The organism is Streptomyces sp. NPDC005722 (assembly GCF_040630935.1).
Classification (GTDB): domain Bacteria; phylum Actinomycetota; class Actinomycetes; order Streptomycetales; family Streptomycetaceae; genus Actinacidiphila.
In genome coordinates, this window is the sequence record NZ_JBEXYN010000030.1 from 32,637 (window position 1) to 58,160 (window position 25,524).

Genomic DNA, 25,524 nt, shown 5'->3' on the forward strand with positions numbered 1-25,524 from the left:
GAGGGGAGGTCGCGGGTGGAGGAGCCGGCGTACGGCGTGCTGCTGACGGGGGCCGGGGACGCGGACCGGAAGCTGGAGGTCGTGGGGGCGCTGCGGTCCGTGACGGGCCTGAGCGCGTGGCGGAGCAGGCAACTGCTCGACGCCGTGCCGCTCGTGGTCGTGGAGGGCACCTCGCTGGAGGCCGCCGAGGACGCCGCGCGGCGGCTCGAGGCGGCCGGTGCCGTGGCCCGGGTGCGCTGCACATGGAGCGGGTGCGTCTTCGCCCCGGGATCCGGTCCGGGCGACGGGCAGCCGTGTACGCCCCCCGCCTGGTCGGCGGGGGGCTGCCCTCCGGTACGCCGCGCCGACCGGTGGTCGGACCCCTACGGCTGACCGCCCGACGCCCCGACGGGCGAGGCCGGCGCGTGGGAGGAAGGGTCGTCGGCGGACGGGTCGGCGCCCCACGCCGCCGCGCACAGGGCGCGGGAGAGCGCGTCGGAGTAGACGGCGGCCGCGAGCCAGGCCAGGGCGAAGCGTTCGGTGTCGGCGGGCAGGAGGCGGCCGAAGGGGTCGCGGCCACGGTCGGCCGCGGTGCGGTGGAGGTCGTCGACCAGGTCCGCGGCGGTCGGGAGGGCGGCACGGCGCAGACGCCGGGTGTCGGGGGCGGAGTTCGCGGGGAGGGCGAGGACCGGGCGGCCGCCGGAGGCGGCCTGGTGCACGCGCCGGAGCAGCAGGTGGACCGGGGCCTCGTCGGGCGCGGGAAGCGGCGGCAGGGAGGCCGCGGGCGCGGCGACGGGGAGGTCGGCGCGCTGGAGGCGGTCGAGGCCGGTGTCGACCCGGGCCCCGGGGTCGGCCGGATGACTGCTGGCCAGCAGCAGTGCGCGGGGGTGCGGCGCCGGATCGAGCCGGGCGACCACGCGCAACCGGGCGCCCGGCGCCTCGGCGAGCAACCGCAGGTTGTCGCGGTCGGGAAGCGCGGGGTGGTCGTGCGCGGCGGTGAGCCGCAGCGTCAGGTCGTCGCACTGGGCGAGCAGGCAGTCGCCGCCGGCCTCACGGACGGTGCCGATGAGGGTGACGTCGAGGAAGAGCAGGCCGTCGCCGGTGCCGAGGGCGCGTACGGCCTGTTCGGCGACGGGCACCCGCCAGAGGCGGTCCAGGGGTTCGGCCGTCCAGTCGGCGCCGGTGGCCCGTACGGCGCGGACGGCGGCGCCCGCGCCGAGCCGCCCGGTGGGCGAGACCGTCGCGCCGGACACGGCCAGGCCCGCGCGGGAGAGTTCGCGGTGGGTGAGGGCGGTGTCGCCGATGCGCACCGCCCGGTCGGCGGCGCCCGTCGCGCGGCCGGGGCCGCCGGGGGCGACGTCGGAGACGGTGTAGAGACGGCCATCGGCGTCAGCGGTCCAGGTGACGGCGCCCGCGTAGCCGCTCGCGGTGAGGACGGGCTCGGAGAACAGCCCGTACAGCCGCAGCGAGCCGTCCGGGGTGTAGGGCTGACGGGCGGTGCCGCGGACGGCGGCGAGTTCGGGGCCGGTCGCGTACGGGACGCGGTGCGCGGTGCCGAGGAGTTCGCGGAGCGCGGCGACCAGGTCGGCGAGACGGTGCCCGGGGTCGGCGGCGCGGGCGGCGCGCAGCCGGGTGACGACGGAGACCGCCGCGGCGGCGGCCCGGGGCAGTCCGGCGAGCCGGGCGGAGTGCGCGGCCCTGAGCAGTTCGGCCTGGACGACGGCGCCGGAGCCGTCGATGCCCGCGTCGAGGGCGGCGGCCCCCGCGGAGCGCAGGGCCTCGGCGGCGGCGCGCTGCTGGGGGGTGGCGGTCTCGGGCCCGGCCGCGGTGGCGGCATCTCCCGCGGGCCCCGGTCGGCCTTCGTCGGCGGCCGGCGCTTCGGCTTCGGCGACGGGCGCGGCCGACGCGGCGGCGGCGCGGTGCAGGCAGTCCGGGGCGAGCAGGCAGCCGCAGCGGACGTCCTCGGCCCGGGTCACCGTGCCGCCGGGGGCGAGCAGTTCGAGGTCGGTGTCGTCGTCGACGGCGATCCGCACGGTGTCTCCGTCCACGACGACCGGGCGGGCGGTGAGCTTGGCCACCCCCGCGTCCAGGCGCTTGCGCAGCCGCGGCGAAAGGGCCCCGACCAGTTCCGCGGTCACAGCCGGGACGACCGGGGGAAGTTGCTGGTTCATGTGGTCTTCTCCCCTGTCCGGCGGGCGAGTTCGAGAGGGCGGAAAGTGCCGGCCGCGATGACGCCTGCGGCGGGGAGATCCTCGGCGTCGTCCACGACGGCCGGAGACGCGACCGGGGCCACCGGGGGAAGGTGCCTGCTCACGCGACCGCCTCCCCTGCCCAATGGGCGGATCCGACCGGCCGGGACGCGACGGCCACAGCGGACGTCTTCGGCAGCGTCGCCCACGACGGCCGGGGCCACCGCCAGAGGTTGGTGGCTCATGCGATCTTCTCCCCCACCCAGCGGGCGAGTTCCAGGGGGCTGAGGGCGGCGACGGGCATGCCCGCGGCGACGAGCTGCCCGGCGACTCCGGTGGAGTAGCGGGGGCGGCCCGCGTCGTCGAGGCTGGCGCAGCCCAGGACATGGCAGCCGGACCCGACCAGGGCGCGGACCTCGGCCAGGAGGCCGCCCAGCGGGTATCCCTCCTCGAAGTCGCTGACGACCACCACGAGGGTGCGCGAGGGCACCGTCACCAGTTCGCGGGCGTGCCGCAGCCCGGCGGCGATGTGGGTGCCGCCGCCGACGCTCACCTCCAGGAGCAGCGAGAGCGGGTCCCCCACGTGGTCGGTGAGGTCGATGACCTCGGTGGAGAACGCCAGGAAGTGCGTGGACAGGGTGGGCACCCCGGCCAGGACGGAGGCGGTGAGCGCGGCCCAGATCGTGGAGGCCTCCATGGATCCCGACACGTCGGTGACCAGGATCAGCCGCCAGTCGGCGGCCCGCTGGGCCCGGGCGCGGAACACCGGCCGCTCCGGGATCACCCGGACGGTGCCGTCGGGACCGCGGCGGGCGGTGGCCAGGTTGGCGCGCAGCGTACGCGCCAGGTCGAGGCCGCCCCCGGGGCGCCGGCTGGGCCGCGGCAGGGCGGTGCCGTGCAGTGCGGGGCGCAGTCGTGTGGCGAGTCGGCGGGTGAGTTCCTCGACCAGGCGCCGTACGAGCGGGCGGAGCGCGGCCAGCCGGGCCTCCGGCAGCCCGCCCGCGTGCCGCAGCACGGTGCGCAGCAGGTCGACGGAGGGGCGCACGCTGTCGGGGTCGAGTTCGGCGATCACGTCCTTGCGGCCGGACGCGGCGGCCGCCGCCAGCACCTCCTCGCGGACGCCGGGCCCGAACAGCGCCGCCAGTTCCTCGGACCACTCCCGTACGCCGGGGTAGGGCGCCTGGCGGCCCCCGCCGGCCGTGCCGCGGCCGCCGAGGTCGCCGCGGCTGCCCTCGCCGCGGCCGTTGCCGTACAGCTCGTCAAGGGCGGTGGCCAGAGCGGCGGCGGAGGGCGGCAGCCGGTCGCCGCGACGGCCCAGCACGAGGCGCCACCGGTCGGCGGGCGCGAGGGTGCGGGGTTCCGCGGCGTGGGCGGGGCCCGCGTCGTCGGCCGCCGCCTCGGCGGCCGGCGCCTGCGGGGTCCCCGGTTCGGTGCGGGCCTCCGGTGCCGTGGCCGAGCCCGGGGAGAGCAGGCCCCAGCGGGTCAGCGCCGCGCGGGCGGCGAGGTCGGCGCGGGTCCAGGTGGCGAGCGCGACGGGGTCGACGCCCGCGGTGTCGGCGAGGCCTTCGGTGTCCAGGCGTTCCTCGACGGCGGCCAGGAGCCGGTCCCGGCCGGCCGGGCTGAGGGTGTCGAAGCCGCCGCGCAGGGCCGGGAGTCGCGACAGGAAGGCCTGGTCGGGCAGGTCGCGGACGCGGTCGAGCAGGGGTTCCAGCGCGGGGGCGGCCGTCTCCAGCAGCGGGCCGGCCGCGGTCAGCAGCCCGGTCAGCCGCGCGGTGAGGGCGGCGCGGGAGTCGGGGTCGCCGGCCGCGTCGACCCAGGAGGCGACCCGGGCGCCGAGGGTCTGGGGCGCCTCGTGGCCGAGGAGGACCCGGACGGCGCCCGCCGCGCCGCGCATCAGCGGGGAGCCGTCCGCGGCGAGTCGCGCGAGGGCGTCGGTGAGCCGGACGCCGCCCAGGAGGTCGGCGCGGTGGGCGAGTTCGAGCAGCGCGTGCGCGTCGGCGGGGTCCTCGGAGCCCGTGAGGCCGTCGACCTGGCGGACCGCGGCCGCGGTCAGCAGCTCGGCGACGGCGGCGGCGCGGGCGGTGCGGGGTTCGTCGGCGTCCAGCCCGGCGATGTGCCCGGCCCGTACGCGGTCCAGCAGGGCGAGTCCCGCGAGGAGTTCGGGGAGGGTGCCGGACGCGGGGAGCACGCCGGCGGTTTCGTCGAGGCGTTCCGCGGCGAGCGCGGGCAGCCCGCACTCCGCGGCCCGGACCAGTCCGGCGAGCGTCTGCGCGGCCGTCGGGCCGCCCTCGTCCGTCTCCTGGCGGCGGTGTTCGCGCAGCACGCCCTCGGCGGCCTGGGCGGCGGTGACACCGCGGATGCCGGCGGCGGTGAGCATGGCCGCGGTGGCGGGTGTCCAGCGGACCTCCCAGCGGGTGGTGAGGCCCTCGGTGCCGGCCGCCCCCGTGACGTCCTTCGGCTCGGCGTAGGGCACGCCGCACACGGTCAGTCTGCGCAGCAGGAGTTCGCGGCGGCGGTCGAGGTCGGAGCGGAGCGGATCCAGGCGCAGGTCCCGGACGTCTGCCGGGGCGGCGCCGTCCGGGCCGGGGCCGGGCAGGCCCAGTGCGGTCAGTTCCCGCTCGACGGCGGGGGCGAGGCCGCTGCGCGGCGCGCCGGGCGCGGGGCGGCCGCCGCGGGTGCCGACCAGCACGCGTTCCATGGCGCGCGCCACGGCCCGTCCCCGTCCGTACGGCTCCCCCTGGGCCAGCACGGTCTGCACCGCCTCGACCAGTTCGCCGCGGCCGGCCGCGGGCAGGCCGCGGAGCCGGGCGAGGTCGCCGGCGAGCCGGCTGATCTCGCGGGCGTCGGCGGGGCCCGACGGGTGGCCCTGGGCGCGCAGTTCGGCGCAGACGCGGACGGCGGCCCGGGTGAGCGCCTCGTCGAGGGCGGCGGGGTCGCCGGCCGCCTCCAGCACCATGTGCTGCCATTCGGGGTCGCGGATGCCCGCCGGATAGCCGGAGCGTTCGTCCAGCAGCGGGTACGCGTAGGGGATCAGGGAGGTCGTCCAGGCCGCGCCGTCCTCGGGTGCGGCCGCCGCGTCCGGGCCTTCCGCGGGGGCGGTGCCCCGTGGCCACAGGGCAGCGGGGACCAGGGCGGGCGCGTGGAAGGCGCCGACGACGACGGCGGTGCGGCGGCCGTCCGCGGCGGCCTCGGCGATCCGGGCCCGCATCCACTGCTCGCGGCGCAGGTCGAGAGCGGGGACCCCGGCGCCCTCGGCGGCGTCCCTGCGCAGCGCCCAGCCCGTCAGGAGGGCGGCGCGGCGCAGGGCTTCGGGCGGTGAACCGGGGGCGGTGGCCTCGACGAGGCGGTCCCAGAGGTCGTCGCCGGGGCGGCCGCTGAGCCGGGCGCGCAGGGCGGCGTGCAGCCCCGGGCCGGGGTCGCCCGGCGCGGCCGTGGTGCGGCCGGCCTGCCAGGCGCGGTCGGCGAGCGGCAGGTCGCAGGCGACGACGGGGACGCCGGTGCGTGCGGCCCAGCGAACGGCGGCGAGTTCGGGCGAGAAGTCGGCGAAGGGGTAGAAGGCGGGGCCGCCGCCCCCGTCGCCGGGGGCGGCGGCGAGGGCGACGGGGGCCCGGGTGTCCTCGTGGGCGAGCCAGGGCAGCCACTGCTGCATCTCGGCGGGGAGTTCGACCAGCAGCACGTCGGGCTTCGCCGCGTCGAGCAGGGCGGGCAGCGCGGCCGCCAGCGACGGGGCGTGGTGCCGTACGCCGACGAGGTAGGGCGCCGCCGGGTCGGTGAGGACGGCGGCGGCCTCGTCCGGGGTGAGGGACACGGGCTCAGCCCTCCAGGACGGCGCGCAGCTCCCACAGGGTGCGCCAGGTCGGTGAGCCCTGCTCGGCGCGGCGCCGTACGGGGCCGTCCCAGTAGCCGAGGAGGCGGGCGGCGTCGGCCGGGTCGTCCTTGCGCACGACGCCGAGGAGGTGGCCGGGCAGCAGCCCCAGCACGTCCCGGTCGCCGGGGAAGTAGGCGGCGGCCAGGGCGAGCGCGCCGGCGACCGCGACGGCCTCCGCGGTGCTCATCACCGTGGAGGGCCGCTCGACCTCCCAGCCCTCGGCGGAGCGGCCCTCGCGCAGGTCGCGGAAGGCGGTGACGAGGGCCTCCAGGACGGCGTCGTCGACCTGGTAGGGGGCGCCGGCCCGTTCGACGGCGGCGCGGGACTGGCTGCGCACGAGTGCCGTCTCGGCGTCGAGGTCGCCGATGGGGCCGACGGTCTCGAAGTTGAAGCGCCGCTTGAGGGCGGCGGACATCTCGGAGACGCCCTTGTCGCGGAGGTTGGCGGTGGCGATCAGGTTGAAGCCGGGCGCCGCGTGCGCCAGGGCGTCGTCGCCGCCGGCGAGTTCGGGGACGGCGATGCGCCGTTCGGAGAGCAGGGAGACCAGGGAGTCCTGCACCTCGGGCAGGCAGCGGGTCACCTCCTCGACGCGGGCGACGGCGCCGCGGGTCATCGCGGTCAGCACGGGTGAGGGGACGAGCGCCTGCCGGCTGGGGCCCTGGGCGAGCAGCAGGGCGTAGTTCCAGCCGTACTTGAGCTGGTCCTCGGTGGTGCCCGCGGTGCCCTGGACGACGAGCCCGCTGGTGCCGCAGACCGCGGCCGACAGCAGTTCGGAGAGCATCGACTTGGCGGTGCCGGGCTCGCCGACGAGGAGCAGGCCGCGTTCCCCGGCGAGGGTGACGACGCACCGCTCCACCAGGGCGCGGTCGCCGACGAACTTGGCCTCGACGACGAGGCGCCGCGGCACGCCCTCGGGGACCTCGGCGTCGTCGGGCAGGCGCAGGGCCTGCCCGCCGCTGCCCATCACGAAGGTGACGACGGCGCGCGGGGTGAGCCGCCAGGCGGGCGGGCGGGGTCCGCCGTCGTGGGCGGCGAGGAAGGCGAGTTCGGTGGCGAACCGGTCCTCGGGCGGGGTGATCTGCCGCGCGGCGGGTGCGGAGGCGGTGGTGGTCATCGGCGGCGGCCCTTCCGGGTGGCACGGGTGGTGAGTTCTTCGAAGCCGGGGGCGTCGCCGGAGCGGACGCGTTCCCATGCGCGGGCGAACAGCTCGGGCACGGGCAGCAGGGGCACGACGCGGGTGTGGTCGCGGACGGGGTACAGGCCTTCCTTCCACGTCTCCACGGGGACGGCGGGGGCCTTGAGGTCGCGCCAGCCGCAGGGCAGGAAGAGGGTGCGGCCGGCGCGGGGGCGCTTGGCCTCGACGACGAGGCCGGTCGCGGCCAGTTCGGCGCGGGCCTTCTTCATGCGGGTGGGCTTCCAGCCCGTCCAGCGGGCGCAGTTGCGGTCCGTGGGGTCGGGCAGGGCGAGCAGCTGGAGGTAGAGCGCCGCGGCGTCCTCGCCCAGTCCGTGGGCGCCGGCGACCTCGGTGACGAGGGCGGGGACGGAGACCGTGGGGTCCTGGGCGTGTCCCGCCGGTTCGCCGGCTCCGCCGCCCGCCGCGACGGCGCGGGCGAGTTCGCCGTCGAGCACCGCGCGCAGCGCCTGCACGCCGCTGTCGCTCTGGACGCCGACGAGTCCCTCGACGAGGCCGAGGACGGGGTCGTCGGCCCCGGTGAGCCCGGCCGGGCGGAGGAGGACCGTCTCGGTGTCGCTGTACCAGGGGCGGAGCACGAGCGCCTCGCCCACGTCGGTCATGCCGTGGGTGCCGGCGCCGCCGGCGGCGGGCAGGCCGTACGCCTTGCGGATCTGGGCCGCGGTGGGGCGGCCCTTCTCCGTCCAGGCGATGTCGATGTCGAGCAGCAGGCCGGGGTCGGCGATCCGCCGGCGCAGCGCGGCCAGGCCCTCGGGGAGGGCGGCGCGCAGCGGATGGCCGTACGGCAGCCCGTAGGCGAGCCCGGCCAGGGCGGCGACGGAGCGGGTGAGGTCGTACCGGCCGGGCAGCGCGGCGGGGTCGGCGGGGACGAGCTCGCCGTCCTTGTCGGGGCGCTGCACGGTGGTGCGGCTCAGCCACGGCGTCAGCGCCGGGTTGAGCACGGCCTCGGCGGACGCGGCGGTGACTCCGGCGAGGTCGGCCGCGATGTCCTCGGGCAGGCGGACGACGTCGCCGAGGCGTTCGCGCCAGACGCGGCCCGCGGCGTCCGCGTCGGGACCGTGGGTCCACAGGTCGGCGGGGTCGTCGGGCAGGAGGGCGCCCATGAGGGCGGCGCAGTCATGCCGGGGGACCGAGCTCAGCAGGCCTTCACCAAAAGCTTTCTGACGTGTCTTCAGCTCCATGAGGGTCAGCGCCTCGGCGCCCGGCTCCTCCGGTCGCCCGGCGAGGAGCAGGGTCGCCTGGACGGGACCGAGGCCGCCGCGGGTGGCCGCCGCGAGCGCATCGGGGGCGCAGCGGTGCCAGGGTGCGGGGCCCTTGTCGCGGATGAGGCGGGTGACGGCGGCGAGCCGCTCGGCGGGGAAGGCCGGCGCGCGGTCCGTCTCGTGCTCCAGGGTGAAGTGCGCGACGGCGCCGAACGCCCCGGTGGGGTCGTGGTCGAGGGCGAGCCAGTGGACGCGGTTGCGGTCGCCGTCGATCCGCCGGCAGCCGAGGATCACGACGGTGCGTCCGTCCTTGCGCAGGACCTGTCCCGCGCGCTGCTGCTTCCCGTGCCTCTCGCTGAGGACGACCTCGCGCAGGCCGCTGCCTGGCACCGCGAGCGGCCCCTCGGTGATCGCGTCGAAGAGGAGGAGCAGTCCCTCGCGGATCGCCTGGCTCGTGACCGGCGACGCGGCACGGTAGGCCAGGGGGCGCAGCACGGCCAGCGCGGGCGGCCACTCCGTGCCCATGGCGGGAACGGTGTGCTCCTCGCTGCGCCAGCCGTCGCCGACGGCGCCGAGCTCCGCCCGGTTCGGCAGCGGCTTGCCGTCGGCCTCCTTGCCGGACAGGACGTGGTTGACCGCCCGGATCTGGCGGAGCACGCTCCACTCCGTGCCGCCGCCCCACCAGGAGTGGCCCGGCTGGTCGGCGATGCCGAGGGTGGCGGCGCGCAAGGTGGTGTCGTCGCCGTGCAGCGGCTTGTGGTCGGCGAACATCTCCTCCGTGCGCCGCGGCTGCCGTGGCTTGTCGGCGGGCGGGGCGACGAAGGAGGCGACGGACTCGGCGTGCCGGAGTGTGCCCCTGACGAGGGCGGTGACTCCGATGAGGAGCCGTTCGTCGGTGAGGGCCGGGAGGGCGGCGGCGACCGCGGCGCGCACGACGGCCTCCGCGGACGGGCCGGTGTACTTCTTGGTGCGGTCCACCTCGGCCTGACGCTCCGCCAGGGCGTGGGCGCCGGCGCGCAGCAGCTCGGCCGCCTGCTCGTCGGTGAGGGCGCGCAGCACCGCGGAGGCGCCTTCGTCGCGGGGGCGCAAGGCGTGCCAGTAGGCGAGCGGCGGTACGTAGCGGGTGCCGGCGGCGAAGTCGCCGCCCTGCTGCGTGAGCGTCACACTGCCGAGTTCGTCGTCGCAGGTGACGTCGCCCGCGGCGTACAGCGACACGTTCTGGCCGACGAGGGCGGCCACGGGCCCGGCCCCGCCGGGGAGCCGCAGCGCGCCCAGCGGGACGCAAGCGGACCACCGCCGCTGCCGGGTGGGCAGGGCGACCGTACGGCCGTCGGGTGTGCCGGCGACGGTACGGGAGCCGCCGTCCTCGCCCTCGACGCGCACCCATCGGCCGAGGACGGTGCCGTCGGTGCCGAAGGGGCTGTGTTCGAGGCCGGGTTGCAGCGGCAGGAGCTCGCAGTCCTCCTGGCGGAGCCGCGCTCCGTCGCGGATGCCGGAGCGGAGGAAGGCGGGCAGTGAGGCGCGGCCGTGGGTGCCGGTGACCGGGTCGTACTCCAACCACACCTCGTGGCCGCCCTGCTTGCCCTGGCGCCAGAGCGTGGTGCCGTCGCCGAGGACGGGGCGGCTGGGCGGCAGCACGGTGTCACCGGCGTGCAGGGTGCGGCCGCCGGTGGCACGGCCGCCGCCGGGCAGCGGGATCGACGGGGCGGCGACGTGGCCGTGCCACCAGTGCGGGAGTTCCTCACCGCCGACGGTGAACACGTCGGCGGGCCGGGCGGACCAGTAGCCGAGCTGCTTGCCGTCCTGCCACCACATGACGAGGAGTTCGCCGTCGGCCCAGCGGAAGTGGGGCCGGCTCCAGCGGTCGAGTTCGACGGGGATGCGCAGGTCGTGCTCGAGCAGCACCGTGTCGGGCCCGACGACGACGGCCTTGTCCCCGCGGCTGAGGATCAGCGCGGGCCAGGCCTCGGCGACGGCGAGTTCGTGGTTCTTCTTCTTGCCGACCGCGGCGTCCAGCAGCCGCAGGCCCTCTTCGAGGGCGGGCCAGCCCAGTTCGTCGAGGATGCCCTCGCGGAGGGTGCGGCCGAGCGTCGGCGCGATGTCGTGCGCGGCGACGCGTGCCACGGCCTGCGGGTTGACCCGGGCCGCGACGGCGCGGAAGGGGCGCAGCCGGCTCACGGCGGCGCGGGCGGCGGGCAGGCCCGCGGCGCGGGTGAACTGCCCGGCGGCCTCGTCCAGCCAGGTGTGCAGGACGTCGCCGAGCACCGGGTGACCGGCCAGGGCCTGCAGCACGCCGGGCAGCCCCCGGTCCTCGCCGAGGCTGCCGACGGCCTCGTGCAGCAGGCGGCGCAGGCGCGGGTCGGCTCCGGTGGCGACGAGGTCGCGGCGGGCCGGGTCGGCGGTCTCCAGCCAGCGGCGCAGCGGCAGGTGCACGGTGACGTCCGCACCGGGGACGGTCAGCGGCACGCGCTCGGCGGCGCACAGGTCGAGCAGGTCGATCTCGGCGCCCTGGTGCCAGCGGCCGGTGAAGAGGTCGACGGGCCGGCCGTCGGCCCGCAGCCGGGGCGCCATGCGGGTGACGAGGTCGAGGGTGGCCGCGGAGCGTTCGGAGGCGCCGGAGCCGTGCTTGCGGTGGCTCGCCCAGCGGCTCAGCCAGTCGGCGGCGTCGACGGCCCGCGCGGCCTCCCCCGCCTCGCCGGTGAGCAGGGTGTCGGCGCCGGTCTCGACGAGCAGGGCGAGCCAGGACTCGTCGCCCTCGGCGTCACGGCCGAGCCCGGCCGGCATGATCTCCAGCAGCCGTGCCCGCACGGCCGCTTCGCTCCCGGCGAGGACGACGAGGGTGGCACGGTAGGCGGTCCAGAAGGAGCCCGGCGCGCGGACGACCGCGGGCGAGGCGACGAGGTCGGCGACGAGGGCGCACTCCTCGGTGACCCGGTCGAGCCCGGCGGCCTTGATCAGGCTCCTGGCGTCCTGCGGGAGGGAGGCGTACGGGGGCATCCCGGCGGCGCAGCGTTCCACGATCAGCTGCCGGAACTGCCCCCAGGCCTCCGCCGGGTCCAGCCGCCGCGCCAGGTCCTTGACGTGCTCCTTGAGGGCCTTGACGGTGAGGGCGCCGGCGAAGGCGAACTCCAGGAACACCGCGCGCTGCCGGTCCTCGTCGACGGCGAGGCCGTGGACGCGTTCGGCGGCGCGGGCCTTGCCGAAGAAGGCGGCGGCGTACGTGGTGTTCTCGTGCTGGAGGAAGACGCGGGCGGCCTGCTCGTGGAAGGTGGGCAGGAAGTGCGGCACGGCCCGGCCCAGGCGCTCGGCGAGTGCGTCGAAGCCGTCCTTGGCGGCGCCGGCGCGGGACTTGGCCATCCGGGCGAGCCGTTCGACGTCCTTGACCAGGGCGAGCGCGTGGTGGCCGTTGGCCGGGTCGTTGACCAGCGCCCAGGCGGGGAAACCGAGGGTCTCCCGGCGGACCTGGCCGACCTCGGGGGCCTCGTCCTCTCGGGTGAGGCCGAGGAAGTCCAGGGCGAGGTCCTCGGCCTCGCCGAGGGTGCCGGGCACGAGCCGGACGACCCGCCGGTCGTCGAGCACGGGGTGGGTGTAGGTGCGGACGGTGAGCGTGTCGGCGTCCTCACGCGTGGTGGTGCCGGGGGGCAGCACCGCGCCGGCGTCGAGCAGCGCGGCCGTGGTGGTGGGGTCGTACGTGGTCATGCCGCCTGCTCCTCGTCCTCGATGTCGCGTCCCGCGTAGAGCGCGGCCGCCATGCGCATGCCCTCCGACCAGGCGACGGGGCCGACCTGGCCGAGCGTCAGGGTCTTGCCTGCGGTGTCCGTCCAGGTCAGGGGCCCGGTCTCGGTCTCGCTCCAGCCGTCGTAGTCGCCGATCCAGATGCGGGCCTCGATGGCACGCCCCTCCTCCAGCACGGGGCAGACGGAGTGCCCGCCGCGCACCCGGTAGCCGAGGGAGGTGGCGCGGCCGTGCAGGAAACGCAGCTCCTTGAAGCTGCCGCCCGCGTACTCCTCGACGAAGGTGCCCTCGGGGTCGAGCCCCTCGGGCCGCCGCCACACCTCGCGGAAGAGCTGCCCGGCCTTCTGCTCCACGCCCAGCTCGACGGCGAACTCCCGCAGCTCCTCCAGGTCGTCGAGGAGGACGGGGTGCGGGATCCGGACCAGCTCCGGGGCGATCCGCACGGTGTCGCCGTCGAGGTCGACCAGGCCGAGGCCGCGCTCGGCGTCGGCGTCCCGCAGGAAGCCGGCGACCTCTCCGTCCTCCCCGGTGACGACGAGATCGCGCAGGGCCGCCCGCCAGGCCGGGTCGGGCCACACGCCGCCGATCACGGCGAGGGGCACGGGCAGCGACCGCACCATCCAGCGCTCGACGTCGGCGAGGCACTTGCGTTCGTGCCGTTCCAGCCACTCGGTGAGCTGCCGCAACCCCGTGACCACCGGGTCGTCCGCCAGCTTGGACGGCACCGACTTCAGCCGGCGGCCGGCCGCGTTGCGGCACACGACCTTCCCCTCGTCGAGGGCGACTTCGTAGTCGCCCACCGTGACCCACCCCATGCGTGCCTCCCTGCAACGCCGTGATCAAGTGACCGGAACACTAGGCGAGGCCACTGACAACGCCCCCGCCACCCTGTTGACGACGCGTCCGGCCACAACCGGAAGGGCGCGGCGCCGGCGCCGGGAGGCCCTGCGCGGGGCCCTTCCGGGCCGCCGGACGCGCTGGGCGCCCCGCCCGCCTGACGGGCCGGTCGCTCCGCGGCACCGACCCCTTCGGCACCGTCCGTCCTCCGCGCCCCACAACCCCTTCCGCGGCTGAGAGTTGACGATTCGCCACCCCTGTACGGGGCTTGGCGATCTCCCCGGATGGGGATCGTCATAAGAGCACACAAAGGGGATGTGACGGGGGGATGTGCCATGGGGACGGTCTTCGCCGCGCCCGCGGCCGCCGGGGACGGCGGCCCGTGGCCGGAGGGGTTCTGGGAGCAGTCCGGGGGCACCGCCGTGTGGGTGCTCGGCATCTTCGCGGTGGCCGTGTTCATCGGCCTGCTGCGACTGGGCTCGGGCCTGCTGCGGCGGCATCGCAGCAGCAGGCTGCTGCCCGTGGTGGTGTGCGAGGACCGCGGTTTGCTCGGCGGCCACGGCAACGGGCACCGCGGCAACGGCGGCGCCCCCGGCACCCCCGATCACGGCCACGGCCACGAGTCCGCGGTCACCGCCGAACTCGCCGCGTACATCACGGAGCACATGGCCGCCGACGCGCTCGGCCCGAACGTCCTCACCCCGGGCAGCGGCACGACCATCGGGCCCGACCCGGCACCGGAGACCGCCTCCTCCCCGCACGGCTGGGTGGACGTGATGAAGCGGCTCGCGTTCTTCCGCCCCCGGGCGTACCACGTGATGCTGCACTGCCTGTCGACGGGCGACCAGCCGACCCGCTTCTCGGTGCGGATCCTGTACATGCCGAAGAACACGGTGGTGGCCGCGACCATCCTGGAGGGCCACACCCCCGCGCCGGGCGCCACCGACCGGGACAGGCGCGACGCCGAGCGGGAGCTGTACGAACGCGTGGCCTGCTACTGCACCGTCAAGATCCTCGCCGATCCGCGCTCGCAGGACCGCATCCCCCGCTGGGAGAGCTGGGGCGACGACCCCGACGCCTACCGCCACTACCGCATGGGCACCAGGGCGCAGGAGGACGCGCTCGCCGCGAACAAGCGCCGGGACGTGAGCGGCGAGCGCGCCGCCCACGAGCGGGCCCTGGAGCACTTCGAGGAGGCCGCCGCGCTGGTGCCGGGGAACCTCACCGTCCGCCAGCACCAGGCGGGCGTCCTGGAGCTGATGGGCCAGTTCCCCGGGGTCGCCGACCCCGGCGACCACATCCGGCAGGCCGTCGAGATCTACACGTACTGCGTCCAGCTGTGGCCCGAGCACATCGAGACGGCCTACCGGCTCTCCATCGCCCGCGCCGAGGAGAGCCGCTACCCGGCACGGCACGCGGAGCGCAGCAGGCGCCGCGAACCCGGTTCGCGGGAGCACCTGGAACGGCTGCTCAAGCGCCTGTCGCGGCGGGCCATCCTGCGGCGGTACGCCCGCACCCTGCTGCCCGGCCGCCGCAACCTGGGCGAACGCCGCTACTGGCGGCAGTGGTGGGCCATGGAGCGGCCCCGCCCCTCCCTGCGCACCCGGCGCCGCTCCTTCCGCGGGGCGGTACGCATCGCCGGCGCCGCCGAGGTGCTGCGCCAGAACGGCTCGCCCGAACCCGACGACGTCCGCACGGCGTTCCGCGACGTGGCGCGGGAGGTCACCGGGGGCTGGGCGCGCTGGGGCCGGCTGCGGGGCGGCCGCGACTGGGGCCTGCGCCGGCTGCTGTACGCCGACCACCACGCCGGTGCCGACCACGTGGGCGGCGACACCCACAGCCGGGCGGGCATCGCCGGTTCCGCGCCACGGCACCGCGGCTCCAACAGGGCCGCCGCCGGATACCTCGTCAACTACAACGCGGCGTGCTTCCTCAGCCTGGCACTGGCCGCGCGGCCCCCGGTCGGCTCCGCCGCCTGGACGGACGACGAATGGCGCGAGGACTGCGCCCGGGCGGCCGTCGTCCAGCTCAACACCAGCCTGCGGGTGACCCGCAGCCAGTTCTCCGCGGCCTGGGCGGAACGCGACACCGATCTGCGGCCGCTGTTCACCGGCCGCCTGGGCGGCGGGCCGGTGGCGGCCTGGGGTGAGATCGGGCGCAACTGGGCCCGGTTCACGGGCATCGACGTCACCGAGGAGGCGGCCGCGACGCACCTGTGAGGCTCCGGATGACGCGCGCAGCGCCGGGGCGGCGCCCTCCTGCGCGGGCCGTGCCGTGGTTAAGGTCGCGGCATGTTAGCTGTGTTGGTCAACGGTCTCCCCGGCGCCGGGAAGACGACCCTCGCCCGGATGCTCGCCCGCGAACTGGAGCTCCCGCTGTTCAGCAAGGACTCGGTGAAGGAGACCCTGGCCGACGCGCTGGCCGCGCTGCGCCCGGAGGGCAGCGGGGCGCGGGAGTGGAGCCGCTGCCTGGGTGCCGCGGCGGGCGAGACGTTGTGGACGCTGCTCGCGGACGTACCCGTCGGCGCGGTGCTGGAGAGCCCGTGGCTGGCGCACATGCGGCCCGTGGTGGCGGCGGGCCTCGCGCGGGCCGGCGCGTCCGAGGTGCACGAGGTGTGGTGCGCGGTGCCGCCGGACACCGCGCGCCGCAGGTTCCGGGAGCGGGCGGCGGCGCGGCACCCGGTGCACACGGAGGGCGCGCGCTTCCCCGAGGAGGAGTGGCGGTTCTGGACGGAGATGGCCGAACCGCTCGGCCTGGGCAGCGTGCACCGGGTGGACACCACCCGCCCGGTGGACGTCGTACAGCTCGCGCTGCGGATCGCGGGCGGTCCTTTCCCGGCGCTGTGACGCACGGCGGGCTGTGCGCGACGTGCTTGTCCGGCTCCCGCCCGCCGCCTGGCGTGAGGTCCCGTCGGCGGCGGCACGGGAGGGGGACCACGGCCGGCCGCCCGTCGCGGCGCACCGCGGCACCTCCACGACCGCCCACGTCCGCCGAACGCGGGGGCCGCCACGGCCCCGCGCGTACGGGCGGGGAACGGTGGGGACCGGCGGACGGGGTGTCGCGGCCCAGGGCAACATCGAGGCGCCGCCGCTCGCCGCGGGCGGCACGACGGAACGGAAGCCGCCGGAGCCCGCCGTGGCGGACGGGCAGGCGGCCGGGGAGACGTTCTGGCAGGTGCGGGCGGTCCTGGCGCGGGACACCGCATGGGCGGCGGCAGGGCACCAGGTGGCCCGGGGCCGGTGGCCCGCCCCGCCCTCCGCGCAGGCGCCGCCGGGCGCCGTCGGACGGCTTCGCTCACCACCCTCGGGGAGGCCCGCTGACCGGCCGTCCCGCGGCAGGGGCGGGCGCGGCTGCGCCCGCCCCCGGAGGCTCAGGCCGGGGCGCTGTCCGGCTGGGGTGCGGCCGGCCGCGCGTCGTCGGTGAGGGCGGTCCAGGTACGGGTGGCGGCCCCGTGCGCGATCGCCCGCCACCAGGGGTCGAGCGGCAGCCCGGCCACCGGCTCGAAGGGCTCTCCCGGGCGCGGCACGGCGACCCGGGCCCCCACGGCGAGCGCCGCGGTGACGGTGCCCTCGGCAGGCTCCTCCCAGGGGTGCGGGGCCAGGTTGAACGTGCCCCAGTGGATGGGGAGCATGACCTCGCCGCGCAGGTCCTGGTGGGCGCGGACGCCCTCCTCGGGGGTCATGTGGATGTCGGGCCAGAAGTCGCTGTACGCACCGATCTGCACCATGGTGGCGTCGAACGGCCCGTACGCCTGGCCGATCTCCGCGAAACCGGGGAAGTAGCCGGTGTCGCCGCTGTGGTAGACGCGGTGCTCGGGCCCCGCGACGACCCAGGACGCCCACAGCGTGTGCTGGGTGTTGCGGATCGCGCGGCCGCAGAAGTGCCGCGCCGGGGTCGCGGTGAGGGTGAGACCGGCGACCTGCGTCGACTCGTGCCAGTCCAGCTCGGTCATGCGGTCCGCGGGGACGCCCCAGCGCTCCAGGTGGGCGCCGACGCCCAGCGGCACCACGAAACGGGTGCCGGATCCGGCCAGCGCCTTGATCGTCGGCATGTCGAGGTGGTCGTAGTGGTCGTGGGAGATGACGATCGCGTCGGCCTCCCCCAGCTCCTTCAGCGCCACCGGCGGCTCGTGGAGCCGCTTGGGGCCGACGAAGGAGAACGGCGAGCACCGCTCGCCCCAGACCGGGTCGAACAGGACGCGGCGCCCGTCGATCTCGGCGAGGACGGTGGAGTGGCCCATCCAGGTGAGCCGCAGGCCCGAGGCGGGCGGGGCGGCCAGGTCGGCGAGGGTCGTGGTGTGCAGCGGGATGTCACCCGCCGGGGCCCTGCGGATCCGCTCCCCCTTGCGGAAGTACGTCCGGGCGAACCGCAGCATCGATCCGGAGGGCGCCGTACGAGCGCCGACGGGGTTGGTGAACACCCCGTCGGCGAAGTTCGGCGACCGCCGGATGCGCTCCATCCGCTCCCCGTACGGGTTGTCGCCGAAGGCGGGGATGAGGCTGGAGAGCAGGGAACGCTTCGGACTGGGGCCGGACACGGCACCTCCCGTTGGTCGGCGGTCACGAACGTGCCGTGAGCCGTCAGGCCCCGGCAGAACCAGTATGTACAGCGACAACTCCTACACCGGTCATTCCGGTTCCGCGCCCCCTCGCGAGATCGTCCTGGGGGCGGCCCGCCGGCCCCGCCCAGGGCCGGCCACACGTCTGTGACCAGGCTTTTCGCCGGTACGGAAGTTCGTGTCCGTACCTTCGATGGTGCCACCGTCGCGGCCCGGGTGCCGCCCGCCCCACCATGCACGGGCGGCGGCCGGGCCGCGACGGACGGGCCGCTACCCGCGGCCGGGCTGGCCGTAGGCGCGCTCGACGTGGAGCTTCAGCACCAGGCGCTTGTCCTCGACCATGGCCCGGCGGTAGTCGTCCCAGTCGGGGTGCTCGCCCCGCACGGCCCGGTAGAGGTCGATGAGCTCCTCGACGGTCGCGTCGTCGCGCTCCGCGGCGACGGGGGTGAGTTCGGCCGTGCCCTCCGCGACGGTCCAGGCCCAGCGGTCGGCGCTGGTGACGTGGTAGCTCGCCCGGGGGTCGCGGCGCAGGTTGCGGGTCTTGGCCCGGTCGTCGGTGAGGGAGACCCGCAGCACCTTCGTGTCCGGGTCGTAGTGGTGGTTGACGTTGGACAGCTGGGGGCGGCCGTCGCGCTTGAGGGTGACGAGCACGCCGCCGTCATTGTCGGCGAGCAGGCGGAGGAGGTCTGTGTCGCTCATGGCTGGCTCAACGACCGTCCGGGGGTGAGGATTCCACGACCGCGTCCGCCGGGGTCAGCCGCGCCCGGTGGGTGGCTCCGTCGGCCCAGGTGACGGTCACCTCGTGCACCCCCGACGGCGACACGCCCACCCGGACCCCGGCGACGGCGGAGAGCGGGCCGGCGTCTCCGGCGCCGGTGAGCCGGGCCGCGCAGAGGAAGAGGTCGCCGCGGCTGCCGCCGGCCTCGGTGGTCCGTCCGGTGAGGACGGGGGTGACCGCGCGAGCGGCGCACGCGGTGGCGGTGGGCGGCAGGGCGGGAGCGGCACGCAGACCGTGCAGCGGCCGCAGCTCGGAGGTCAGCCCCTCGCCCGCGGGCCAGCCCGTCTGCCGTACGGCCGTGCCGGCGGCGGCCCCGCTGACCAGGTGGGCCCGGACCTCGGCGGCGCCCCTGGCCATCACGAGGCTGACGACGCGGACCCGGTCGCCCGCGCGGGAGCGGGAGGCGGCCCATCCCTCGCCGGCCCCGAGCGGGGTGAGCCCGGTGCGCGCGGTGACGGCGCCGTCGGTGTCGAGCGGCCCGAAGTGGTTGTCGGGGGGCGTGTCGCCGGTCAGGGGCGCGGTGGCGGTGGAGTAGGCGTACCGCGCGTAGTGGGCCGCGTAGCGGTCGTCCTCGCTGCCGTGGTTGTGCAGGCGTACGAGGCCGTCGGCGGCGGTCGACTGGATCAGCCAGTTCGGCGCGGGCAGCGCGGTCAGGGCGTCGCCGCGTTCGACGGGGGCGGGCTCCTCGGGCGCCGTCCACACCTCGTGACCGGGCGGCAGCAGCAGGCCGAGGAAGCCCTTGCTCGCCCAGTACGGGGAGCCCGGCCCGGAGTAGTCCTGCAGGACACCGGGGAAGGGCCCGTGCCAGCCGAGCGACAGCAGGCCGTCGGGGCCCGCGGCGCCGCGGTCCAGGAAGTGGCGCAGGGCACCGGAGGCAAGGCGCCGCGTGGTGCCGGGCGACAGCGGGGTGCGGCCGGTGAGGGCGCCGAGCCACAGCGGCGCGACGGCGGCGACGCGGTAGGTCAGCGAGCGGCCCTGGTGGAGGGGCGCGCCGTCGGCGCCGAACAGCCGGGCGTGGTCGGCGAGATGGACGCGCAGCCGCTCGCCGTAGCGGTCCAGGAGGTCGGTGTCGCCGGAGAACCAGGCCTCCAGCACGGGGTAGAGGTGCAGTGCCCACCCGTTGTAGTGGTCAAAGGCGCGCAGGTCGCCGTCGGAGTACCAGCCGTCGCCGACGTACCAGCGGTCGATGTGCCGCAGCCCGCGCGCGACGGCGTCCCGGTCGCCGAGGAAGCCGCCCACGGTGGCGGGGAACATCTCCCAGTTGTTGGGCCACGCCTGTGCGGTGGCCGCGCGGGAGAGCCAGGCGGTGGCGCGTTCGCGTACGGGCCCGTCCAGCCGGTCCCAGAGCAGGCGGCGGGTCAGCCGGAGCCCGATCGCGATGGACGCGGCCTCGACCAGCGGTTGTGTGCGGTCGGCCACGACGGGCCAGTCCTCCGGCCCGTCCCCGCCGGGGCGCGCGGTGCCGGCGGCCAGGCCGTCGGCGTAGCGCTGCAGTAGTCCTGACGGATCGTCATCACCGGCGCCCGCCACACGGATCGCGGCGAGCAGGAACGTCCGTGCGTACCCCTCCAGGCCGTCCGAGCGGGCGCCCGAGCGGCTGCTGCGGCCCCCGGGGAGGTGGTAAAGCGCCCCACCGGGCGTGGCGTACGGGGCGACGGCGGCGAGCAGGCCGTCGGCGACCGCCTCCCAGTGGGTCCGGGTCCAGCCCGTGTACGGGCTCAGTTCCCGGTCCTCCGGCGGCAGTTCGAAGGGGTGCGGCGGCGTTCTCCGGGTCATGGTGCGCATACGGCCCTTCCGGGGTCGGGAACGGCTTCGGCGGCGCGCCGGCCTCGCGCGGCGACCGGCCGGCGGGTGACTCTACCGCCGCGCCGCAAGCGCTTTCCAGGGCGCGTGAGAGGACGCCACTCTGTGCCGGCCGCGTCCCGGCAGGACGTGCTGCCGCACGAGACCGCGGCGCGGGCTCCCCTCAGCCCTTGACCGGCGGCGGCGAGGTCGGGCGTCCCAGGTACGTCAGGGGGCCGGGGTCCGGCACGGGGAGCTCCCGGAAACCCATCCGGTCGTAGAAGGCGCGCGCCGCGGTGTTGGCGGTGACCATGCCGAGGTGGACGGCGCCGACGCCCTGGCCGGCCAGGGAGGAGAACAGACGCCCCATCAGTTCCCGCCCGTAGCCGCGCCGCTGGTAGGCGGGCAGCAGGTCGATGTGCAGGTGTGCGGGGTACCCGGCGAGTTCGGGCACGATCATGCGCTCGGGGCGGTGCAGGAGGTCCGCCATCAGTTCGTCCGGGGTGACCGGGGGCGCGGACGGCTTGGGGTGGCGGTGTTCGAGGCGGGGCAGCCACTCGACGCGGAAGCGCCGCACGAAGGCGGCGGTGTCCGCGGTGCCGACGATGTAGCCGACGGCGCGCGTGCCGTCGTCGACCACGAAGGCCAGTTCGGGCTCGAGGTGGGCGTAGGGCCCCGCGAAGTTGTCCGGCAGCAGGTCGTGGTCGGCGTAGAGGTGCCGCGCGTCGCCGCCCTCGTGGCCGGTGCGCACACAGATGTCGTAGACGGCGGCCCGGTCCTCCGGGCGGTACGGGCGGATCACGGCGCGTGGGGTCATGCGGGCATGATGCGCTCATGGGAGCGCTCCCACAACCCCTGCGGCACACCGCGTTAGGCTGAACCACACGGGGGCCCACAGGCCGAGGGAGGTCGCCATGGCCCCGGCCGCCGAGACGCTGGCCGTGTCGCACGGCCCCTACCGCCTGCACGCCGAGATCACCCCCGGCCCGGGCGCGCCAGCGGTCCTGATGCACGGCCTCCCCGACAGCAGCCGCCTCTACGACCGCCTCCTCCCGCACCTCGCGGGCAGGCTGCCGGTGGTGCGCTTCGACTTCCTCGGGTGGGGCCGCTCAGACAAGCCGTCCGGCCTGCGCTACACCGTCGCCCAGCAGGTGGACGACCTCGCCGCCGTCGCCGACGCCCTCGCGGCGGGCCGGACGAGCCGCCGCCTGGTGCTGGTGGCGCACGACTCCTCGGGACCGCCCGCGATCGACTGGGCGCTGGACCACCCGGACCGCGTGGCCCGGCTCGTACTGCTCAACACCTACTACCACTGGACACCCGCGCTGCGCCGCCCTCCGGCGATCGCCCTGTACTCCACCCCGCTGCTGCGCTCGGCGGCCCGCGCGGTCGCCCGGCGCCGCCCCGACCTGGACCGCAGGCTCTACGCCTGGCAGGTGGGCGGCTTCATCCGCGACCCGGAGGTGCGCGAGGCGTACGTGGAGCGGCTCTACGCCCAATTCCCCGCGGCGCGCCCGGCGTTCTGGGGGCTCAACGACGAACTGCTGCACGCGATGCTGAGCCGGCGGCGGCGCATACCGGAGATGCGGGAGTTCCAGCCGCCGGTCCGGGTGGTCTTCGGCACCCGCGACCGCTGGCTCAACACCCGTGTCGCCCGGCAGTTCTCCGTGATCTTCCCGCACAGCGAACTGCGCCTGCTGATGCGCGCCGGGCACTACGTGCAGGTGGACGAGCCCGAACGGGTCGCCGACGCCATCACCGCCCCCTGACCCGGGACCCGGCCTCCGGTCACGCGGGAGGGGGAAGCTGCTCGCGCACCCACCGGGGATCGGGGTTGGTGTGCGACCGGCCCGCCACGACGACGGTCGGCACGGTCTCGTTGCCGTCGTTGGCCGCCCTCACCACCGCGGCTCCCGCCGGGTCGCGCCAGATGTCGACCCAGTGCAGCCGGCGGGCGCCGCGGCCCAGCCGGATGCGCAGCCGTATGCAGTAGGTGCAGCCCGGCCGCCAGAAGACGACCGGCCGGCCGTCGGCCGCACTGCGGCGCTGCGCCTCCAGCGCGCCGACCGGCCTCGGGAAGAACAGGGGCGAGAGCACGCCGGCGAGCACCAGGAAGACCAGCAGCAGCACCGCCGCCCTGCCGGGGTGTCCCGCGAGGGCCGGCCCCGCCGCGGCGACCGCGCCGCAGAGCACCATCAGCGTCGGCATGGTCCATGAGCGCGTCATGGTGACGCAGGCTATCGGCACGCCGGAACACCCCTCGTCCCCGGCCCCCGACCCGGCCCCCGACCAGAGCTCGACGGACCGGGGTCCCGGACCGGGCGTCGCGCGCCGCCCGGTCCGGGACCCGCGGGACACCGCGGGCTACCCGCCGGGGCACTCCTTCCACGCCAGGTGGTAGGTGGTCCTGATGCTCCCGTCCGTGGAGTCCATCGTCATGAAGCTCGTGGTCCGCGACGGGTCCGAACTCCCGGCGCTCACCCGCAGTTCGGTGTTGATGTTGAAGTTGCGCAGCTCGCCGCAGGGTGCCCAGACCAGTGCGGCGACGTCGACGCTGTCGGTGGACTGCCAGTTGTCGTCCAGCGCGCCGCGGAAGGTGTGGCTGATGGCGCTGGTCTCGGGCGAGCCTTGAAAGTAGTAACTCGCCTTCTGCACGCCGGAGGCGCCGCGCTCCAGGTGCGCGAAGCCGCGGTAGTCGGCGGCGGCGATCGCGTAGGTGAAGCCCTGCGGCACGTGCACGTTCAGGTTGAGCTGGCAGTTCTTGCGGAAGTCGGTGGGCTTGGAGCCCACGCCCACCTGGGCCACGTAGGCGCTGTACGTGACGGTGAACGCCTCGTTGTCCGGGGAGACGGCGACGGCCGCGGTACCGGCCGGACAGCCCGAACCGTTCACGGTCGCCACGTCGATGACGATCCGGTCGGGCGGGGGCGGGGTGGCGCCGTCCGGCTCCCAGCCCTGCGGGCCGAGCAGCGAGGCGGCGGCCACGCCGCTCATCGCTATCGCACGTAACGTCATGAGGGGATTCCCTTCAGGTCGTCGAGGGATCTGCGACGCCGGGCCGTGCACCCCGTTCGGCGTCGCATACACGACACCATGCGTCACCGTTCGCGTACAGAACCACCACATGTTCTCCACAGGAATGGCCGACGCCCGGCACCCCTGGCGCGGAAGTGACGCGTGAGATCCGGACAGTCAGCCGAGGTCGACGACGCCCCGCGGTCCCGGTCGTGGCGGCTGAGACGCATCCTGGCCGATCGGTCCGCCCTCATACGCGGACGTCTAGGCTGGAGGACATGGACGCACTCTCGGGCCTGCTCGACGGCCCCCGTGCGCGGGGCGCCTTCCTGCTGCGCATGGTCATGGAGCCGCCGTGGTCGGTGCGCATCGAGGACCGGGCGCCGCTGTGCGTGATGACGGCGGCGCGCGGCGGGGCGTGGATCGTGCCCCAAGTCGGCGCGCCGGTACGGCTGTTGCCCGGGGACGTGGCCGTGGCGCGGGGCCCGGCGCCGTACGCGGTCGCCGACCTCCCCTCGACCCCGCCGCAGGCGTGGATCCTGCCCGGTGAGGTGTGCCGTACGGCGGAGGGCCACGACCTGGCCGACGCGATGGCGCTGGGCGTGCGGACCTGGGGCAACCGGAGTGACGGCTGCGACGTGCTGCTGGTCGGCACCTACCGGCTGGACGGCGCGGTCGGCCGGCGGCTGCTCGACGCGCTGCCGCCGCTGCTGGTGCTCCCGGCGCGCGAGTGGGAGAGCCCGCTGCTGCCGCTGCTGGCCGAGGAGGTCGTCAAGGACGAACCCGGGCAGGAGGCGGTGCTGGACCGGCTGCTGGACCTGCTGCTGATCTCCGTGTTGCGCACGTGGTTCGCCCGGCGCGGCGAGGCGGCGCCCGCCTGGTACCGGGCCTTCGCCGACCCGGTGGTGGGCCGGGCGCTGCGGCTGCTGCAGAACAACCCGGCCCATCCGTGGACGGTGGCGGGGCTCGCCGCCGAGGCGGGTGTGTCCCGGGCGGCGCTGGCCCGGCGCTTCGGGGAGCTGGTCGGTGAACCGCCGATGGCGTACCTGACCGGCTGGCGGCTCGCGCTCGCCGCCGACCTGCTGCTGGAGCCGGACGCCACCCTGGGGGCGGTCGCCCGCCGGGTCGGCTACGGCAGCCCCTTCGCGCTCAGCGCCGCCTTCAAGCGGGTACGGGGGGTGAGCCCCCAGGAGCACCGTGCCGGCACGGTCCGGGCGGAGTGACACTGGAGGGAGGAGTCATGAACGGTTCGGTCCAGGTCGGGCGCGTGTTCGGGGTCCCGCTCCGGATGCACTGGAGCGTCCCCGTCCTCGTCGTGCTGCTCGGTTACGGACTCGGCCGCGAGACGCTGCCCGCCCGGGTGCCGGGCCTGTCGTCGGGGCTCTACACCCTCGCCGCGGCCGCGGGCGCGGTCCTGCTGATGGCGAGCCTGCTCGCGCACGAGGTGGCCCACGCGGCCACGGCTCGGCGCGAGCACCTGTCCGTCGAGGACGTCACCTTGTGGGCCATGGGCGGGATGACGCGCATGGGACGGCCCGGCTCGGCGGGCGCGGCGTTCATGGTGGCCGTCAGCGGCCCGCTGACCAGCCTGGTCATCGGCGGCGCCGCCCTGGGCGCGGGTATCGGTGTGGACGCGGCGGCCCCCCGCTCGCTGCCGGGGGCGCTGCTGGTGTGGCTGGGCTGGGCGAACCTGCTGCTCGGCGTCTTCAATCTGCTGCCCGCCGCGCCCCTGGACGGCGGCCGGGTGCTGCAGGCGCTGCTGTGGTGGCGGACCGGGGACCGCGACCGCGCCGACCGGGTCGCCGGGCGTGGTGGGCAGGTGCTGGGCTTCCTCTTCGTCATGGCCGGCTGGCTGGTCTTCGCCCGGGGTGCGCCCAGCGGCCTGTGGCTCGCCCTGGTGGGGCTCTTCATGGCGCTCACGGCGGGTGCGGAGCGGCGGCGGGCGGTCATCAACGCGGCCCTGCGCGGCGTGCGCCTCTCGGACGCCATGTCGGCGCCCGTCGTGACGGGTCCCGACTGGCTGCCGGTGGACCGCTTCGTCGACGAGGTCGCGGTCGCCGCCCGGCATTCCACCCTGCCCCTGGTCGACTTCGACGGTCGCCTCAGCGGGGTGGTGCAGCTGCGCCGGCTCGCCTCCGTCCCGGCGGAGCGCCGCGCCGAGGTGCGGGTCCGCGACGTCGCCGTCCCGCTGTCGCAGACCACCACCGGCACGCCGGAGGAGTACGTCAACGACGCCCTGGACCGCCTGCGCCCCGGGGCCGGCGGGGTCCGCGTCATCGTCGTCGACGGCGGCCGCCCGGTCGGCATCCTCACCGGCAGCGACGTCTCCCGGATCGTCCAGCACCGCGGCATGACGGCCCGGCGGCCCTCCGCCTGACCTCCGCGGCGG

Annotated in this window: 18 protein-coding genes; 7 read left to right on the top strand and 11 right to left on the bottom strand. The window is 76.3% G+C overall.

What is annotated here, in order from left to right; genetic code table 11:
• Positions 1–15 precede the first annotated feature (15 nt).
• Positions 16–372 carry a ribosomal protein L7/L12 gene (locus ABZ479_RS28750; RefSeq protein ID WP_500464267.1) on the top strand — a complete coding sequence of 119 codons (357 nt, stop codon included), beginning with the start codon at positions 16–18 and terminating at the stop codon, positions 370–372.
• Here ABZ479_RS28750 and ABZ479_RS28755 read toward each other — a convergent pair.
• The 5 genes from ABZ479_RS28755 to ABZ479_RS28775 all read right to left on the bottom strand — a co-directional run bounded on the left by ABZ479_RS28755 (position 363) and on the right by ABZ479_RS28775 (position 12,980).
• The gene (locus ABZ479_RS28755; RefSeq protein WP_500464268.1) at positions 363–2,150 is read right to left on the bottom strand and encodes a hypothetical protein; all 1,788 of its coding nucleotides are present in this window, start codon (positions 2,148–2,150) and stop codon (positions 363–365) included. The genes ABZ479_RS28750 and ABZ479_RS28755 overlap by 10 nt on opposite strands.
• Positions 2,151–2,409: 259 nt before the next feature.
• Entirely contained in the window at positions 2,410–5,976 is a 3,567-nt protein-coding gene (locus tag ABZ479_RS28760) for a vWA domain-containing protein (protein WP_500464269.1), read from the bottom strand.
• Positions 5,977–5,980: 4 nt separating this feature from the next.
• Positions 5,981–7,150, bottom strand: a complete 1,170-nt coding sequence (locus ABZ479_RS28765; RefSeq protein ID WP_500464270.1) for an ATP-binding protein — start codon at positions 7,148–7,150, stop codon at positions 5,981–5,983.
• Positions 7,147–12,129 (bottom strand): hypothetical protein, encoded by a 4,983-nt coding sequence (locus ABZ479_RS28770; RefSeq protein WP_500464271.1) that lies wholly within the window; start codon positions 12,127–12,129, stop codon positions 7,147–7,149. The genes ABZ479_RS28765 and ABZ479_RS28770 overlap by 4 nt, the downstream gene beginning before the upstream one ends.
• Entirely contained in the window at positions 12,126–12,980 is an 855-nt protein-coding gene (locus ABZ479_RS28775) for a DUF4132 domain-containing protein (protein ID WP_500464272.1), read from the bottom strand. Before ABZ479_RS28775 ends, ABZ479_RS28770 begins: the two co-directional genes overlap by 4 nt.
• A gap of 357 nt (positions 12,981–13,337) precedes the next feature.
• Between ABZ479_RS28775 and ABZ479_RS28780 the strand changes: the two genes are divergently transcribed.
• The 3 genes from ABZ479_RS28780 to ABZ479_RS28790 all read left to right on the top strand — a co-directional run bounded on the left by ABZ479_RS28780 (position 13,338) and on the right by ABZ479_RS28790 (position 16,425).
• A complete protein-coding gene (locus ABZ479_RS28780; RefSeq protein ID WP_500464273.1) occupies positions 13,338–15,221 on the top strand; it encodes a hypothetical protein in 1,884 nt (627 codons plus the stop codon).
• A 72-nt stretch (positions 15,222–15,293) separates the two neighbouring features.
• Positions 15,294–15,848, top strand: a complete 555-nt coding sequence (locus ABZ479_RS28785) for a P-loop nucleotide/nucleoside kinase family protein (protein ID WP_500464274.1) — start codon at positions 15,294–15,296, stop codon at positions 15,846–15,848.
• A 190-nt stretch (positions 15,849–16,038) separates the two neighbouring features.
• A complete protein-coding gene (locus ABZ479_RS28790) occupies positions 16,039–16,425 on the top strand; it encodes a DUF4981 domain-containing protein (protein ID WP_500464275.1) in 387 nt (128 codons plus the stop codon).
• On the opposite strand, the gene ABZ479_RS28795 is transcribed toward ABZ479_RS28790, so the two are convergent.
• The 4 genes from ABZ479_RS28795 to ABZ479_RS28810 form a co-directional block, all read right to left on the bottom strand.
• Positions 16,373–17,539 carry an MBL fold metallo-hydrolase gene (locus ABZ479_RS28795; protein WP_500464276.1) on the bottom strand — a complete coding sequence of 389 codons (1,167 nt, stop codon included), beginning with the start codon at positions 17,537–17,539 and terminating at the stop codon, positions 16,373–16,375. The genes ABZ479_RS28790 and ABZ479_RS28795 overlap by 53 nt on opposite strands.
• A 291-nt stretch (positions 17,540–17,830) precedes the next feature.
• Entirely contained in the window at positions 17,831–18,259 is a 429-nt protein-coding gene (locus ABZ479_RS28800; protein WP_500464277.1) for a PPOX class F420-dependent oxidoreductase, read from the bottom strand.
• 7 nt (positions 18,260–18,266) lie between these two features.
• Positions 18,267–20,123 carry a DUF2264 domain-containing protein gene (locus tag ABZ479_RS28805; protein WP_500464278.1) on the bottom strand — a complete coding sequence of 619 codons (1,857 nt, stop codon included), beginning with the start codon at positions 20,121–20,123 and terminating at the stop codon, positions 18,267–18,269.
• A 181-nt stretch (positions 20,124–20,304) separates the two neighbouring features.
• Positions 20,305–20,937, bottom strand: a complete 633-nt coding sequence (locus ABZ479_RS28810; protein ID WP_500464279.1) for a GNAT family N-acetyltransferase — start codon at positions 20,935–20,937, stop codon at positions 20,305–20,307.
• 97 nt (positions 20,938–21,034) lie between these two features.
• On the opposite strand from ABZ479_RS28810, the gene ABZ479_RS28815 reads away from it, so the two are divergent.
• Positions 21,035–21,889, top strand: coding sequence for an alpha/beta fold hydrolase (locus tag ABZ479_RS28815; RefSeq protein ID WP_500464280.1), 855 nt, complete (start codon positions 21,035–21,037; stop codon positions 21,887–21,889).
• 19 nt (positions 21,890–21,908) lie between these two features.
• On the opposite strand, the gene ABZ479_RS28820 is transcribed toward ABZ479_RS28815, so the two are convergent.
• Together ABZ479_RS28820 and ABZ479_RS28825 are read right to left on the bottom strand one after the other, a co-directional pair.
• A complete protein-coding gene (locus ABZ479_RS28820; RefSeq protein WP_500464281.1) occupies positions 21,909–22,346 on the bottom strand; it encodes a glutaredoxin domain-containing protein in 438 nt (145 codons plus the stop codon).
• Between the two features lie 138 nt (positions 22,347–22,484).
• Positions 22,485–23,135 (bottom strand): DUF4360 domain-containing protein, encoded by a 651-nt coding sequence (locus ABZ479_RS28825; protein ID WP_499604375.1) that lies wholly within the window; start codon positions 23,133–23,135, stop codon positions 22,485–22,487.
• Between the two features lie 278 nt (positions 23,136–23,413).
• Here ABZ479_RS28825 and ABZ479_RS28830 point away from each other — a divergent pair, with 278 nt between their 5' ends.
• Together ABZ479_RS28830 and ABZ479_RS28835 are read left to right on the top strand one after the other, a co-directional pair.
• On the top strand, positions 23,414–24,358 hold the full coding sequence (locus ABZ479_RS28830; protein WP_499604373.1) for an AraC family transcriptional regulator: 945 nt from the start codon (positions 23,414–23,416) through the stop codon (positions 24,356–24,358).
• 17 nt (positions 24,359–24,375) lie between these two features.
• Complete coding sequence (locus tag ABZ479_RS28835) at positions 24,376–25,512, top strand: site-2 protease family protein (protein ID WP_500464282.1); 1,137 nt, start codon at positions 24,376–24,378, stop codon at positions 25,510–25,512.
• Positions 25,513–25,524: the final 12 nt, after the last annotated feature.